At 43.9% G+C, this 14027-nt stretch carries 19 protein-coding genes; 6 read left to right on the plus strand and 13 right to left on the minus strand.

The window, feature by feature from the left end; translation table 11 throughout:
• Nucleotides 1-157 precede the first annotated feature (157 nt).
• From ENN47_12725 to ENN47_12750, 6 genes are all read right to left on the minus strand, one after another.
• Complete coding sequence (locus ENN47_12725) at nt 158-958, minus strand: MBL fold metallo-hydrolase (protein HDP79012.1); 801 nt, start codon at nt 956-958, stop codon at nt 158-160.
• Nucleotides 959-1118: 160 nt separating this feature from the next.
• On the minus strand, nt 1119-1946 hold the full coding sequence (locus tag ENN47_12730; protein HDP79013.1) for a metal ABC transporter permease: 828 nt from the start codon (nt 1944-1946) through the stop codon (nt 1119-1121).
• Complete coding sequence (locus tag ENN47_12735; GenBank protein ID HDP79014.1) at nt 1943-2683, minus strand: metal ABC transporter ATP-binding protein; 741 nt, start codon at nt 2681-2683, stop codon at nt 1943-1945. Before ENN47_12735 ends, ENN47_12730 begins: the two co-directional genes overlap by 4 nt.
• Complete coding sequence (locus ENN47_12740) at nt 2673-3542, minus strand: zinc ABC transporter substrate-binding protein (protein HDP79015.1); 870 nt, start codon at nt 3540-3542, stop codon at nt 2673-2675. Before ENN47_12740 ends, ENN47_12735 begins: the two co-directional genes overlap by 11 nt.
• Before the next feature lie 11 nt (nt 3543-3553).
• Nucleotides 3554-3958 carry a transcriptional repressor gene (locus ENN47_12745; GenBank protein ID HDP79016.1) on the minus strand — a complete coding sequence of 135 codons (405 nt, stop codon included), beginning with the start codon at nt 3956-3958 and terminating at the stop codon, nt 3554-3556.
• Between the two features lie 108 nt (nt 3959-4066).
• Nucleotides 4067-4900, minus strand: a complete 834-nt coding sequence (locus tag ENN47_12750) for a Nuclease (SNase) (protein HDP79017.1) — start codon at nt 4898-4900, stop codon at nt 4067-4069.
• A gap of 159 nt (nt 4901-5059) precedes the next feature.
• Here ENN47_12750 and ENN47_12755 point away from each other — a divergent pair, with 159 nt between their 5' ends.
• Both ENN47_12755 and ENN47_12760 read left to right on the plus strand, forming a co-directional pair.
• Nucleotides 5060-5851, plus strand: coding sequence for a GGDEF domain-containing protein (locus tag ENN47_12755; GenBank protein ID HDP79018.1), 792 nt, complete (start codon nt 5060-5062; stop codon nt 5849-5851).
• The gene (locus ENN47_12760) at nt 5848-6807 is read left to right on the plus strand and encodes an alpha/beta hydrolase (protein HDP79019.1); all 960 of its coding nucleotides are present in this window, start codon (nt 5848-5850) and stop codon (nt 6805-6807) included. Before ENN47_12755 ends, ENN47_12760 begins: the two co-directional genes overlap by 4 nt.
• On the opposite strand, the gene ENN47_12765 is transcribed toward ENN47_12760, so the two are convergent.
• The 7 genes from ENN47_12765 to ENN47_12795 form a co-directional block, all read right to left on the minus strand.
• On the minus strand, nt 6804-7223 hold the full coding sequence (locus ENN47_12765) for a hypothetical protein (GenBank protein ID HDP79020.1): 420 nt from the start codon (nt 7221-7223) through the stop codon (nt 6804-6806). The genes ENN47_12760 and ENN47_12765 overlap by 4 nt on opposite strands.
• Nucleotides 7224-7550: 327 nt before the next feature.
• A complete protein-coding gene (locus ENN47_12770) occupies nt 7551-8126 on the minus strand; it encodes a flavodoxin family protein (GenBank protein ID HDP79021.1) in 576 nt (191 codons plus the stop codon).
• Between the two features lie 77 nt (nt 8127-8203).
• Nucleotides 8204-8437: a thioredoxin family protein gene (locus ENN47_12775; GenBank protein HDP79022.1), complete on the minus strand. Its 234-nt coding sequence runs from the start codon at nt 8435-8437 to the stop codon at nt 8204-8206.
• An 18-nt stretch (nt 8438-8455) separates the two neighbouring features.
• On the minus strand, nt 8456-9571 hold the full coding sequence (locus ENN47_12780; GenBank protein ID HDP79023.1) for a permease: 1116 nt from the start codon (nt 9569-9571) through the stop codon (nt 8456-8458).
• A 14-nt stretch (nt 9572-9585) separates the two neighbouring features.
• A complete protein-coding gene (locus tag ENN47_12785; protein HDP79024.1) occupies nt 9586-10119 on the minus strand; it encodes a permease in 534 nt (177 codons plus the stop codon).
• Entirely contained in the window at nt 10116-10601 is a 486-nt protein-coding gene (locus ENN47_12790) for a permease (GenBank protein HDP79025.1), read from the minus strand. The genes ENN47_12785 and ENN47_12790 overlap by 4 nt, the downstream gene beginning before the upstream one ends.
• Complete coding sequence (locus tag ENN47_12795) at nt 10602-10889, minus strand: ArsR family transcriptional regulator (protein ID HDP79026.1); 288 nt, start codon at nt 10887-10889, stop codon at nt 10602-10604.
• Between the two features lie 147 nt (nt 10890-11036).
• Here ENN47_12795 and arsB point away from each other — a divergent pair, with 147 nt between their 5' ends.
• The 4 genes from arsB to ENN47_12815 all read left to right on the plus strand — a co-directional run bounded on the left by arsB (nt 11037) and on the right by ENN47_12815 (nt 13999).
• The gene (gene arsB / locus ENN47_12800; protein ID HDP79027.1) at nt 11037-12110 is read left to right on the plus strand and encodes an ACR3 family arsenite efflux transporter; all 1074 of its coding nucleotides are present in this window, start codon (nt 11037-11039) and stop codon (nt 12108-12110) included.
• Nucleotides 12094-12417, plus strand: coding sequence for an ArsR family transcriptional regulator (locus ENN47_12805; protein HDP79028.1), 324 nt, complete (start codon nt 12094-12096; stop codon nt 12415-12417). Before arsB ends, ENN47_12805 begins: the two co-directional genes overlap by 17 nt.
• On the plus strand, nt 12417-13187 hold the full coding sequence (locus tag ENN47_12810) for a metallophosphoesterase (GenBank protein HDP79029.1): 771 nt from the start codon (nt 12417-12419) through the stop codon (nt 13185-13187). The genes ENN47_12805 and ENN47_12810 overlap by 1 nt, the downstream gene beginning before the upstream one ends.
• A gap of 323 nt (nt 13188-13510) precedes the next feature.
• A complete protein-coding gene (locus ENN47_12815; GenBank protein HDP79030.1) occupies nt 13511-13999 on the plus strand; it encodes a hypothetical protein in 489 nt (162 codons plus the stop codon).
• The last annotated feature ends 28 nt before the right edge of the window (nt 14000-14027 follow it).

The following is a 14027-nucleotide window of genomic DNA, read 5'->3' on the forward strand; positions in this document are numbered from 1 at the left end:
ACTTTGCGAACTCTCCAACTCTGTCTACTGATCCGACACCAAATACTAGCCTTGTCGGCAAAAAATACTCGAAATTCAAAATCTTATCCACTTCATGAACCTCCTTAATATCTGTAATAGAAAGCAAATCATGGAACATGACTCATATCATGATGCTTCAATCATGGAACTCAAAACTATCTCCGGCCATAAGCTCCACGACTTCGGCAGGAAATCTTTCTGCGATCTTCTTCACTACCTTATCGCCTGTGCAGTGACCAATATGGAAATTATCGATATCAAAGCTCAATAGATATTCAAAGATCTCTTCGAGTTCCTCTTCAGTCTTGTGCAGTAAATGCAAACCCCCAACCACATTCTTCACTTTCCCAAATCTCGAGGCCTGCTTTACTATGTTACCAATTCCTCTATGTGAGCAGCCGGTGATTACTGTCACGTTGCCATTCTCGACTACTGAGAGAGAGAGCTCATCGTTGAAGAGATCTCTATTCTTGATCCCTTCAGCAATCTTCACGTGCTTTTCCCCAGGTCTTTCTTTAGTAACAAGAGGCGCTGCAGTCATTACATAGATTCCATCAGCAATTTCCTTTGAAGTCCCCACCGTTTCAATAATTGCTCCGAGGTTTTCATATTCGGTTCTCCCATCTTCAGGGCTCGTAAGCGTTGTCTCGCTGAACTTCCTCTCAAAGCCTCCTTCACCCACCAGAACTTTCTTTGGCCCAGTCTCCTGAAGCACACTCGCCAGCCCACCAAGGTGATCATAGTGACCATGACTGATCACTATAAATTCAATTCTGGAGAGATTTATTCCTAGCTTTCCGGCGTTCCTAACTGCGACATCAGTAGATCCCGTGTCAAACAGGTAGCTCTTGCCGTTCAATTCAACGAAGAAAGACACACCGTGTTCGCATTCAAAGCCTTCAATGGCCTTGTCATTGCATAGAACAGTTATCTTCATATCCATTCTCCTTCCTTAATCTGAGTTTCTCAGTCCTTCACTCTGAATTGATGCAATTCTTAAGTGACTCAGAGAATCCACGGATACTTGCAGCAAAACACACAAGACTTTCCTAACATTGTGATCTATTCGCGACCTGTAAGTCTAATTATCGAGCTCATCACAATCGACTTCGAACAATCCCTTTCAGTGAGATCGTCACCAAAAACTCTAAGAAAAGAACTATGACAATCACTGGTCCAGGGGGCATATCGAACACGTATGAAATGAATATGCCAATAACACTTGCTACAACTGCCATGATCACCGAAATCACAATCATACTTCCAAACGACCGTGCAGCGAGCTTCGAAGTGACAGCAGGAATTACCAGGAATGCGGTCACCAGAATAATTCCAGCAATCTTCACAGAACTTACTACACTTAGACTTACACCGATCAGTACCCCGTAATGTATGAAGCCGACGGGCACACCATAGTGCTTTGCCATTCCCTCATCATAAGAGTAATACAAGAGTTCACGATAAAATGTCGTAAAGAAGACTATCGCGGCAATGACAGCTATCAGAAGCATCCGAACATCATCAGGAGTTACCATCAAAATATTCCCAAAGAAAAGTCCCATTACATCGGGAGTGTAACCTTTCACAAATGAGAGGGCAATTACACCCAATGACATTGACAAGGGAAGCAACATTCCTATGACGCTGCTTTCAGACAACCTATTCTTTCTCGTAAAATAGCTTACTGCAACGGCAAAAACCACGGCAGTGATCGCAGCCATAAATACATAGTCAGTCCCCAGAAGCAAGCCGAATGCAATTCCTCCAAAAGTGGCGTGAGCTGCTCCGTCTCCAATGAATTCAATCTTTCTCAGCACTACTACACTTGAAAAAAGACCTGTAAGCGCGCTTACAAGAATCGCGGCAAATATTGCGTTTCTGAGGAAAGTGTATTCAATAATGTCTCTGATGAAATCCTGAATCATATGTTATGTTCCCTCTCGAAGTGATCCCTGGACTTTATGAAGAGATCGAAATCGCTGGAGAATGCCAATTGCAGCTCTTCAGGCGTGATCCTGTCCGCCGCTGTGTGGCAATGAAGAGTCTTGTTGATACACATCACAGTATCACATGCTTCGAAAACCATTCCAATGTCGTGGCTAATCATCAATATTCCGATATTCTTCTCATTCTTTAGAGAATCCAGCAACCTGTAAAAAGAAGCCTTTCCCATCTCATCCACACCGGCTTCGGGCTCGTCAAGTATTAGCAATTCGGGATTGGAAGCCAATGCCCGTGCCAACATTAATCGTTGATACTCACCACCGGATAGCGTACCCGCCTTCCTATCTTTCAGATTCAGGATTCCCACCGTTTCGAGGAGTTCCTCCACCCTCCTCCAATCGCTTCTTCTAAAGGACTTCAAAACTCCACGTTCTCCGTAAAGTCCCATTCCTGCCACTTCTCTTACCCTTATAGGAAAGTCGCGTTTTCTTTCAGGATTCTGAGATAAGTATCCTATTCTGCCAGAAACATGTATCCTTCCCGAATAATCGTTAAGATCGCCGACGATAGCTTTGATTAGAGTTGTTTTTCCGGCTCCGTTCGGTCCAATTATTCCGACGAATTCTCTACGACACATTTCGAAAGAAATATCTTTGAGGATCCAGTAACTCCCAATCTTATAGCTTAGATGCTCCACTCTTAGAATTCTACTCTCCATCAAATACCTTCTTTATTTCGACTAGATTCCACTGAAGCAATTCCATAATGCTCTCTGTTGAGATCCCTAGACTATCCAATTCTCCATGTTTTACAGAGGTCTCATCCATCAATATGTCTATTGCTCTCTTCGAATGCTGGTATTCCGCAAACATCCCAATCACGTCCTGACTTCTTACGAAATCAACCAGTTTCATTATCTCTCCAATCGTTGGCTCATCTCCAACGCCCTGCAGAACAGGTTCAAGCAGTATTCCATATCTCTTAAAAAAGTACGAGAAGCTGGGATGAGCTACAATCACAGTTTTTCCTTCAAATCTTTCCATATATGAAGCAGTTTCATCATTGAATTCTTGAAGATTCTTGATCAAGTCTGCTGCGTTAGAGGTGAAGAATTCTGAATTGCCAGGATCAAGAGAAGACAATGTACTAACCAGAAACGGAACCACGTAATCCGACAGAATAATTGGATCAAGCCAAACATGAGGATTATCATGGTGTCCAGATGCATCGTCATCACTTTTCTCCTTCTCATCCACAAGAAGCTCATCCGGCAAAATACTCCCAACATATACAACTGTCTTGCCCCGTAAAGATAAATCTTCTAGATAAGGGTTCAGGAAAACCTCCAGGTCCAGTCCGTTCGCAATCACCAAATCGGCCTCGTTGAGCTTTCTTATATCGGAGATCTTGGGGGAAAATATATGAGGATTTTGACCTGGTCCAACTAGAAGATCGACCTCCGTCTCTTCACCGGTGATCTCTTTTAGAATCAGATAGTAAGGGTTTATTGTTGCAACGATTTTCAGCGGAAATGAAGTGGCTGCAAACAGAAGAATCAGCAGAACTGAAATCATCATCGGTCTGCTTTTCACATTTTTCCCTCCTCAATATCAGAGAACATTTTTCTCTTGCATTCTCCACAGATTCCAATGAAATAGAAAACGTGGCCCGTAATCGTGAAGTCCCGATCTTCAGCAACCGATTCTGCAAGCGAGTCGGCAAAACACTCATAAAACGGTTCCGTTTTATGACATCTCTTGCAGTGCAGAAAATGAATCGGCTCCTTTTGACTACTGAAATAGAACCTTGTCTCACACTCAAAAGATACGGAACGTATGAGTCCTTCTTCTTCCAGAAAGGAAAGGCTTCTGTACACGCTTGAGAGATTTGGACTTCCTTTGAGCATTCCGTGGATTGAATCGGCATTAAGCGGCGCATTGGAATTGTTAATCCTATCGAGAATTTCTCGCCTAAGCGATGTCAATCTTCTCAAAAAAACACCTCCCGCTTGCATATAATTCGCGCAACTCACTTGCATGATATTTTCTCATGTTTAGCCTGCGCTGTCAATTAGCAGCCTAGAAAGGTTCTTCTTCCCAGGTCAAAAAAAGCTTTCAGGCGGCTGTAAAAAAGCATGGGATAAGGCATTTGCAAGTTGGAAGGTGCCATTTATCTCTATTCCTGGGTCTCTCAAGAGGATTAAGACTTTCCCGGAAGCATCTTGCCAGACTTCTCCATAAACTCTGATTCTCTTTCTATAGAATCTCTGAAAATCAGTGGAACCCTGAACGAAAAGCGATGCCTCTTCAGATCTGACTCTTGCAACGACATCCTCACCGATGATATTGAACCCATTTATATCTGTAACTAAGAATTCTATCCAAATTATCTTTCCCAGGAAACCTCCTGACTTGTACGAATTCAGGTTTCTTCTCACAAATGAGGCTTCATAGACTTGAGAATCGTCATACAGTGAGAAGACTCCTCTTCTGTTGATGAAAGCCTCTCTATAGGCATCTCTTATCTCCGATGAATAGTGAGATGTTTCCTCGTAAGTCAAAGGTCTTGCCAGACCTTGCCTTACAATTTCCCCGTTCACAAATGTTCCGCTGGAATCGAAAACATAGGCAAGATGCCTGCCATAAGTATCCTTTCCGTGGAGTTCAAGAGTAACCTTTCCACTGTCAAGAATCATCTGCTCCAAAAACTCTCTCGATTCTTCTGCGAACTGCCCCTCAGGTTTGCTCCCCGGTCTGATCTCAGGCGCATCTATTCCTATGAGTCTTACAGTACCATCGAGAGCCCTTACTGTCAGGGAATCACCATCGATTACAGAGGCAACCGTAGTACCAATCTTTGAACGGTCACATCCTTGCAGAAGAAAGAGCACAAGCAAAAATGCGAAAACTGCGATCAAACTGCGCTTTCTCTTCATCGTTCACTTCTCCTTCGTCAACTTCATCATTTAGTCTAAGAAATGTGACTTTCTAACCTGGTCTCCACCAATATACTACAAGCGCTCCAAAAACCGGTATCTGATTTTCTATGTCAAAGGTTAGAATATAGATGTTGGAAGCACAAAGGTGGTGTGAGAATGATGCCCGAAAACCCTTCCGAAAACTTCTCGGATCTCGTGATACAAGCTGTTATGAATATTGAAGATGCGATAGCGATTTTCGATGAAAGCCTCCAAGTGGTGTTTTCAAATGATAGCGGCTCACTATTGATGGAACACAATCGAGAAGAAATAGCCAAGAAGATTAGAGACTTTAGACATTCAGTTGAGGAGCCTACGACGTATCATCACATGAAGCGCAGCGGAAGGTGGCTGAGATTCTACATAAAGAGATTGAATGCTGCAGAAAAGAGATATTTTCTGTTTGTGGCAGAGGACATCTCAGATCTCAAGCTGGCTGAACAGACCATAGCACAACTAGCCCACTTTGATGGAGAAACTGGGCTTCCAAATTATGTGCTTTTTAGAGATAGACTGAACATGGCATTATTTAGGAACAGGAGAAACAATTTACTATCAATGGTGGCTGCCCTTGAGCTTTGCAGCAGAAGCGGCACTTCAAGTATAGAAGAATCAACTGTAGTAGACATGACCGATGAACTGATAAAGGGAATCAGAAAGAGCGATACTCTCTGCAGATTCTCTCGACGCGAGTTCCTGTTGCTTGCAGAAGATCTCAAAGATCAGAGGAGCGCTAGCACTATTCTTCGAAAAGCACTAGACTCATTCGAAAAATGGAAATCGGTTACCGGGGAGACTTCTCTAGAACTGAAGGCGGGATTCGTCTTGCTTCCAAGAGACGGGGTTGATCCCGAGCAGCTTGTTAACAAGGCTTTCGGATTTATTCAGGATCGAGCGACCGGAAAATGAAGGTCCTCATGATAGTAATCTCACTTCTCGCTTTGCTGCTTATTGGGCCTTACCTGATTCCGGTGCCTGACCTTGAGGACACCGTAAATCCTAGAATCTTGGCCGACAGAGATAGCATGTTTGCGGAAATCAACAACATTGACGTCCATTACAAGATTTCCGGTGAGGGTTCTCCTTTGATAATTCTGCTTCATGGATTTGGCGCAAGCACATTTTCCTGGCGCGAAGTCATAGAACCTCTATCTGAAGAATTCACAGTTGTCGCATTTGATAGACCGGGGTTTGGTCTCACTTCTAGACCTATTGGAGAAGAACTGAAAGATTTCAATCCTTATTCTCTAGCGGGCCAGGTGGAACTTACAGCATTGCTAATCCAGTATTTTGGATTTGAGAAGGCTATCCTAATTGGGAATTCGGCCGGCGGCTTAACTGCCCTGGAAACAGCTATAGAATATCCAGAGAAGGTTCTTGGATTGGTGCTTGTAGATGCTGCTATATACAATGGCGAGGCAGATAGCCTTTTCTTCAGACTTTTGACAAACACCCCGCAAGGTAGATATCTTGGTCCGCTCGTGTCCAGAGCATTCCTGAGAAACTCACGAGATCTGCTGGATTTGGCCTGGCATGATACCGACAAGCTCACCCCGGATATTCTTGAAGGATACGAAAAACCGTTGAGGTCGGAAAACTGGGACAGGGCTTTATGGGAACTGACACTCGCAAGAAAACCTTATGACTATTCAAGAATCCGCATGATATCTGTACCGTCTTTAGTTATCACTGGAAGTAACGACAAAATAGTTCCCGTTGAGGACTCAATGAGGCTCGCGAAAGAACTCCCGTTAGCTAAGCTATCCATAATTCAAAATACCGGTCACCTTCCACACGAGGAAAGCCCCGGGGAGTTCCTAGGGATTGTAATACCATTCCTGAGATCGCTAGCTACAACAGACTAAACGATTGGAATCCAAATAGAGTAAGGCGCGAAAATGTGGAAAAGAAACAGCGCCCACGTAATTATCATCAGACCTTTATGCATGGGTCTCCATTTCTTCTTCATAGACGTAACATACTTTCCCAGCAAATAGACTATAAACTGCGCCAATACCCCGATGAACACAAGACTGCCACTGTAAAGTACGAAACCTCCGGTCGCAAGATAACCGTGATACAAGGCTGTGAAGAGAAGAATTGTTCCTGTCCACGGATGAACAGCAGCCAGCATTACCATAAGTTTCTTGAAACCCACCCAGGAAAATCGCTCAAGCCTCTTGTTGAATGTACGGTAGAACCATCTTGTCAGAAAAAGGGATGTGTTTATGACAAGAAGAGTGAAGTTTATCCATCCGAGAGTTTTCATCCACGCGTACACTTTCACACCTCCAACACAACGACATTCAAATAAGATACCAGTTTTCGCTCTCGAAAACGCCATTTCCAAAGAGTCGAAAATTGCACTCAAATACCAAAATCCTTTTTTGCAGAGAGACGAATCAGCTATAGGTCATGAGACGAACTCGAATTTCGTATAGACGTTTAATATGAAGCATTATGAAGTATTCAGTGAAACCAGCTTCTCATAAGAAAGCAAATAGTAAAGCTGTTTGCTATTTAGAGCCCGGTCAGCCGTATGCTCTTTCAGAGCCTGCCAACTATTCCAGCTCCTAGAAATTCAGACAAAGCTTCTCAAGACAACAGACTACTCATTGATCTTCTTTAGCAACCAGGCCATATTTTCACCGAGAACTCTCATCGTTCGAACTCCCTCTTTATCCTTCTCGAAATCCCCTTTTCGCCAGGCCAAAGAAAGATTCCAGTAAGACGAACCGGGAATTATCATCTGGGAGATAAGGAAGAAGTGATTGACGGAATCGAATGCGTGAATCGATCCTCCTCTTCGAACCGCCACTACGGCCGCGCCCACTTTTCTCTTAAACATAGCGTTGTTGGCAAGTGCCACCATTCCGGCTCTGTCGATCAGAGCCTTCACCTCGGGCGAAAGATCTGCAAAATACGTTGGCGTCCCGAAGATAATTCCATCTGCATCAAGCATCTTTTCTATGCAACCGTTCACATAGTCATCATCTATTGCGCATCTCCTATTCTTCGTCGCGAAGCAAATATTGCAGGCAGTGCACCCCATTAAACGACTACCTCCGATTTGGACAGACTCGGTATCTATTCCTTCATCATTAAGAACAGAGAAGACTTCTTCAATCATCTTAGAGGTGTTTCCATCAACGCGCGGACTTCCATTAAAGGCTACAACTTTCATTCTTGACCTCCAGCAACATGTCTGAAAAGTGGAGGGGCATCCCCCTCCACTAATCTATCACCTAAACATCTTTTCCATCAACCCTTGATAAGTCTCTTCGCCTCATCCAATGAAGGTATCTTCCCGGATAGAACGATCTTTCCATCCACTGCGACAGCGGGAGTCGAGACTATTCCCTTCTCCATTATCGCCATCATGTCTGTTACCTTCTCCACTACAGCGTCTGAATCCATCTCTTCAACTGCCATCTTCATAATCTTTTCTGTCTGCTTGCACCTCGGACAGCCTGAACCAAAGATTTCGATTTTCATTGCACGACCTCCTTAATCCTAGAATAGATTTCCATATATGAATCCCCACAGTGTGGAGAATACTACTACCAGTCCAAAGTAAGTGAAGGCTCTCTTCTTTCCGAGAAGTCTAGTGATAACTATCATGCTGGGCAAACTAAGTGAGTTACCCGCCATGAACAGCGCAAGGGCAGGACCTTTACCCATTCCTAGAGACATGAGCGACTGAACGATGGGCACTTCCGTCAAAGTCGCAAAATACATGAAGGCTCCAAAGACAGATGCGAAGAGAGTTGAGCCGAACCTATTGCCTCCAAGAAGTGACTCTACAAAGCTCTGGGGAAGTGCGCTGGAAATGATTCCTGCCGCAAAAACCCCAAAGAAAAGGTAAGGAAGAATCTTCTTTGCAAAATCCCATGTTTCACCTATCCACTGATTTCTCAGTTCTCCTTTGAAACGTATAGCCATCACAAAGACTGCAATTGCTGAGATAATCAGAATTGTCGCCTTGACAATTGGATCGATAGCCAGCCCGCCAACAATCAGAAAAGTCATTTGGAGGGCCAAGAAACCAATAGCTTCAGGCCAGGAAACCTGATCATCCGATTCCTGAGTCGCAAAACCTCCCGATCCCTTTTCTCTAAAGATGCTGTGCATCGTTAAGCCTATCAGGATTGCCGAAGTCGAGGCTCCAACGATTCTCACAAGTGCTATCTCCCAGCCGATCGCGCTTCCGGTAAGAAAGATCGCAGCAACGTTTATCGCCGGACCGCTGAAGAGAAAGGCAACTGCCGGTCCTAGACCGGCGCCCCTTTTGTAGATACCACCGAAAAGAGGAAGAATCGTACACGAGCAAACTGCCAGAATTCCGCCAGAAATGGCGGCGATTGGGTATGAAATGATCTTTCGGGCGTCGGGACCCAGAAGTTTTAATATTGCGTCCTTCCGTATAAATACAGTGATAGTTCCCGCTATGAAAAAGGCAGGTACAAGACAGAGAAGTACGTGTTCTCTTGCATATGAACCAAGCATTGTAAATCCACTGATTATTGCATCCTGTACATATTTACTCTCAAAAGGAAGAAGATAGAAAACAAAAAAACCAGTTGCTAACAACCCAAATTTCGTCACTTCTTTTTTCAAATCTTTCTCCATCTAAAAAATGCCTCCTATTCACTCATGCTGGTAGCCTGTGCATATATCTCCTCAACACTTTCTTTTCCGGTTATTCTTTCGAGTATTGTCGCTATAAGTAGTATTCCTGGAATGTTTATCGCCAATCTGAGCAGAGCGAACCCTGCACCCAGTGATCCCACCTCGAACATGAACATTGGAATCTTAGTTGTTGACCATGCTCCAATAAAGATCAGCACGTTCGAAAACTTCACTCCTTTCTTCATGAAGACCGCCGCTATTGGGAAGGCTCCATACAGAGGCCCCGCTGCAGCCGCTCCAAGAAGAAAGGAAAGTACTATTCCCTTAATGCCTGAATTCTCTCCCAGATGTCTGATAATCTTTTCTCTTGGAATCCAGACATCGAGAAGGCCCAAGAGAATAAATATCGGAGGAATAACGGATAACATCTCTAGAAAACTCGATCCAGTAATGCTCAACGCGTTGCGCCCGACCTGATTGTCGACAGCAAATACAGCAGAAACGACCGCTGCCATTACTAACGGAAAGACATACCTTTGCGCCTTCATCCAAGTATCATTCCCATAAGACCGGCCACGATAAACGAGAATCCAAGTGCCATCACATTTCTCATGATTGACAGTCTACTTCCGAAATACTTCTTCTCCACTGGAAAAGTTGCAACTCCAACCATCATGAGAGTGGAGACGAAAAGAGCTATCTGAGTTGTCCCGGCTCCGTTACTGAGCAACATCGCCGCCGTGGGGAAAGCCACAAAACCGGGAATAAGGGTTATCGATCCCACAACTGATGCTATGAACAGACCCAAAATCCCGGAATTCTCTCCGAGCAACTGCGAGATTGTCTCAGGATTCAACAGAGCTATGAGTAGACCAACAAAAAGCATAATGGCTATAAGTTCAGGAAGGATTCGCTCAAATGATCTCCACGCTTTCTTGAGCGCCATAAGAGCCTTTTTTCGGCTTGCGATTAGAGAGAAGAGCAGAAGCAATCCAGTTATGAAATAGACTACAATGCTGTACAAACTCATCTACTCCAGTTCTTGTAATGACACATCAGTGATTGCCTTGGCAAGCTCGAGAATCTCCAGGACTCTTCTATCTGCTATGCTGAGCTCCTTTCTTGTGCCATTTTTATTCTCCTTGACAAGGCCCGTATCTACCAGTGCCTTGACGTGCCTCGAGAGAGTTGTCTTGTCTATAGAATAAAGGTCATCCAGCTCGCAAATACACATGGTACCCTTTGAAAGATGCTCAAGTATTTTCAGTCGCCAGCCACAGCCTAGTGCCTTGAAAAGCATTACCATCCTCTTGTTCATCGGACACCTCCATTGAAGATACACATATAGAATAACTTATGTTGCAATGTTGTGCAACAATGAAACTTAACTTTCTGAAAAAACTCCGAAAACAATCAACGAGTATCATATTCATATATTCGAATGTGAGAATATGGAGGCAGTATATTGGAACAGAGACTTGACGTTTTCAGCAAATACCTGACAGTGTGGGTAGGAGTCGCTATGTTTCTAGGGGCAATCCTTGGCAACATTCTTCCCGGTCTCTCAAATTCACTGGGGAATTGGCAAATCGCTAATGTGTCAATTCCTGTAGCAATAGTCCTGCTTTTCATGATGTATCCAATCATGCTAAAAATTGAGTTCAAAGAGATATTAAACGTAAATAAGAACTCCAGGCCTCTTCTGGTAACACTGGTTGTCAATTGGGCAATTAAGCCTTTTACCATGGCCTTCATCTCATGGCTCTTTATGAGGATTTTCTTCAATCCAATGATTCCTGACGGACTTGCTAACGAGTATGTTGCAGGGATGGTATTGCTGGGACTGGCTCCATGCACAGCAATGGTTCTAGTTTGGACATATCTTGCAAAGGGCAACATAAACTATGCTCTTGTACAGGTCGCAATTAACGATCTGGTTATTCTCTTTCTTTTCGCGCCAATGGGCAAACTTCTGATAGGTGTATCGACAGGTTTCCCGGTACCCTTCTCTACAATTTTCTGGTCGGTTGTCTTCTATGTGGCAATTCCGCTTTCTTTGGCGCTTCTGACGCGTAAGCTTGTAGTGAAAAGAAGAGGCGAGAAATATTTGAAAGAGACCTTAATAAAGAGATTCGATCCATTCACGAAGATTGGACTGTTGTTGACCCTTATTCTGGTATTCATGTTCCAGGGCAAGACGATTATCGATAATCCCCTACACATACTTCTAATTGCCATCCCTCTATTGCTTCAGACCTATCTCATCTTTTTCATTGGATACTTTGCGGTAAAAAAATTAAAGATAGACTATGCCGAGGCCGCGCCATCGACGTTTATCGGCGCGTCGAACTTCTTCGAGCTTTCGATAGCCGTTGCACTTATACTCTTTGGAATGAATTCCGGCGCAGCGCTGGCAACAGTAGTCGGTGTGCTCGTTGAAGTACCGGTAATGCTTTCACTGGTTGCAATAATGAAGAATCGGAAGGATGCATTTACTTTCTCAAGGAGCAGGGGGAGAATAAATGAAGACTCTCGCTAGGAATCTTGCCGACGTTATGAAGAGTCTTGCAGATGAGACAAATCTGAGACTTCTCGGTCTTATCAGGCTTCATGATGAACTATGTGTCTGTGAATTCGAGGATATGCTTGAACTACCGCAGCCGACAGTTTCAAGGCACCTAAAAACATTGGCCGATTCCGGGTTGATCCTGGTTAGGAAAGACGGCAGATGGAGATATTACAGCATGGCCGATTGCCCTGGATTTGTTGATGAGGTCATAGATATGGCCATAGAAGAGTTTAAAATCCAAAAACAAGAGAGACGCAGAAAGTGTGGTGAGGAATAATGAGATTGGCATTCTTTTCAGATATACACGGAAATCTTGAGGCTCTAGAAGCGGTACTGAAAGATATTGAAAGCCAAAACATCGACAGAAGCTATTGTCTTGGAGATCTAGTAGGTTACGGTCCTCAGCCGGACGAGGTTGTTCAAAGAATTCGTGAGTTGAAAATCCCTACAATAATGGGAAATTATGATGATGCAATAGGCAGCGAAAAGGAAAGCTGCGGCTGTGAATATAGTCCCGGCAGAGAAACTGAAGTCGGTGATGAGTCCATAAATTGGACCATAAAGAACACTTCAGCTGCAGCTAAGGAGTTTCTTCGTGCGCTGCCTCATACCCTAGAATTCGTAGAAGAGGGTGTGAAATTTCTTCTTGTTCATGGAAGTCCTATAGACCATCTACTAGAGTACATAAGACCAGACACTTCAAGCGAAAGGATACATGAAGTGCTTGAGAGGGTCATAGCCGATGTCGTCGTAAACGGTCACACTCATCTCCCTATGGTGCGCTGGGCGATGGGAAAACTCGTCTTCAACGATGGCAGCGTTGGCAGGCCTAAGGACGGGAATCCTGAGGCATGCTATTTGATTGTTGATGTTATCCAGCAGAGTACTTCATATGAATTTCGAAGAGTTCAGTATGATGTCAAATCTGTGGCTGAGAAAATGATTGAGGTTGGGCTGCCTCCAGAACTTGCTTTGGTCCTTGCGCTTGGCAAAGGATATAATATGGGGCAGTCGAAATCAAAGAACACGATTGACTTCAAAATATGAAGCTCTCTGGTTTGATCTTCTGCAATTTTCATTAGAGAGACCTTCGTCATTCAGAATTTATACTTGTGTCTTGGCTTTCAGAGGGTCACAAACTCGTTGTGGCAAGGGCTTGGGGGTGGGTAAGGCAAGAACCTTAAGGCCACAATTCTTAATCAAGTTCAGATGATACGAAATTTGTTCGTCAGAAAGCCTTACAATTTCATCCCGAATTCATTTTGGGATCTGGTACTTTTGCTCGGTTAGCAAATTTCAGGTCGGGGCGAGCAAGAAAACTGGCGAAAGAAATACGAAATTGATAATTGTTTTTTCATGGGGGTGGAAACGTGAAACTGAAAAGAACCATTAGAATATCTCTGCTACTATTTGTCTCAATCAGCATTGCCTATTTTGCTTATGACGAAATCAATCTCCTACATAAATCTTCGACGACCAGGGAATCTGTTCTTGTGGAAATGGAAGATTTCTCTCTTCCACTAGATTATTCTGTTCTTTACTACTTTCACGGCACCATCCGTTGCAAGGCATGCCTGGACATGGAGGCAAACGCGAAGAAAGCAGTCGAGACACACTTCTCTTCACAGTATGGAGCGGGGACCTTGAGGTGGGAAGCAGTAAATATCGACCTTCCGGAGAATTACCATTACCTAGAAGATTACACTATCATGTATAACACTCTTGTTATTCAGCAATACTTAGACGGGAGGCCCGGTGAATGGAAGGAATTATGGCATGCCTGGGACCTTTCAGAAAAGGAAGACCAGTATATCGATTATGTGAGAGATGAAGTAGCTTCTTTTCTGGGGGTAAACTGATGGATAATTTCACGTTTTCAATGATTTC

The sequence above is a fragment of the Mesotoga infera genome, from assembly GCA_011045915.1.
GTDB lineage: Bacteria > Thermotogota > Thermotogae > Petrotogales > Kosmotogaceae > Mesotoga > Mesotoga infera_D.

Excerpts from the sequence above, each read along its gene's own strand:
- ENN47_12790 (HDP79025.1), bottom strand. The coding sequence starts at position 10,601 with ATGAGTTTGTACAGCATTGTAGTCTATTTCATAACTGGATTGCTTCTG.
- ENN47_12740 (HDP79015.1), bottom strand. The coding sequence starts at position 3,542 with ATGATGATTTCAGTTCTGCTGATTCTTCTGTTTGCAGCCACTTCATTT.
- ENN47_12780 (HDP79023.1), bottom strand. The coding sequence starts at position 9,571 with ATGGAGAAAGATTTGAAAAAAGAAGTGACGAAATTTGGGTTGTTAGCA.
- ENN47_12730 (HDP79013.1), bottom strand. The coding sequence starts at position 1,946 with ATGATTCAGGATTTCATCAGAGACATTATTGAATACACTTTCCTCAGA.
- ENN47_12775 (HDP79022.1), bottom strand. The coding sequence starts at position 8,437 with ATGAAAATCGAAATCTTTGGTTCAGGCTGTCCGAGGTGCAAGCAGACA.
- ENN47_12770 (HDP79021.1), bottom strand. The coding sequence starts at position 8,126 with ATGAAAGTTGTAGCCTTTAATGGAAGTCCGCGCGTTGATGGAAACACC.
- ENN47_12755 (HDP79018.1), top strand. The coding sequence starts at position 5,060 with ATGATGCCCGAAAACCCTTCCGAAAACTTCTCGGATCTCGTGATACAA.
- ENN47_12795 (HDP79026.1), bottom strand. The coding sequence starts at position 10,889 with ATGAACAAGAGGATGGTAATGCTTTTCAAGGCACTAGGCTGTGGCTGG.
- ENN47_12735 (HDP79014.1), bottom strand. The coding sequence starts at position 2,683 with ATGGAGAGTAGAATTCTAAGAGTGGAGCATCTAAGCTATAAGATTGGG.
- ENN47_12750 (HDP79017.1), bottom strand. The coding sequence starts at position 4,900 with ATGAAGAGAAAGCGCAGTTTGATCGCAGTTTTCGCATTTTTGCTTGTG.
- ENN47_12805 (HDP79028.1), top strand. The coding sequence starts at position 12,094 with ATGAAGACTCTCGCTAGGAATCTTGCCGACGTTATGAAGAGTCTTGCA.
- ENN47_12810 (HDP79029.1), top strand. The coding sequence starts at position 12,417 with ATGAGATTGGCATTCTTTTCAGATATACACGGAAATCTTGAGGCTCTA.
- ENN47_12785 (HDP79024.1), bottom strand. The coding sequence starts at position 10,119 with ATGAAGGCGCAAAGGTATGTCTTTCCGTTAGTAATGGCAGCGGTCGTT.
- ENN47_12725 (HDP79012.1), bottom strand. The coding sequence starts at position 958 with ATGAAGATAACTGTTCTATGCAATGACAAGGCCATTGAAGGCTTTGAA.
- ENN47_12760 (HDP79019.1), top strand. The coding sequence starts at position 5,848 with ATGAAGGTCCTCATGATAGTAATCTCACTTCTCGCTTTGCTGCTTATT.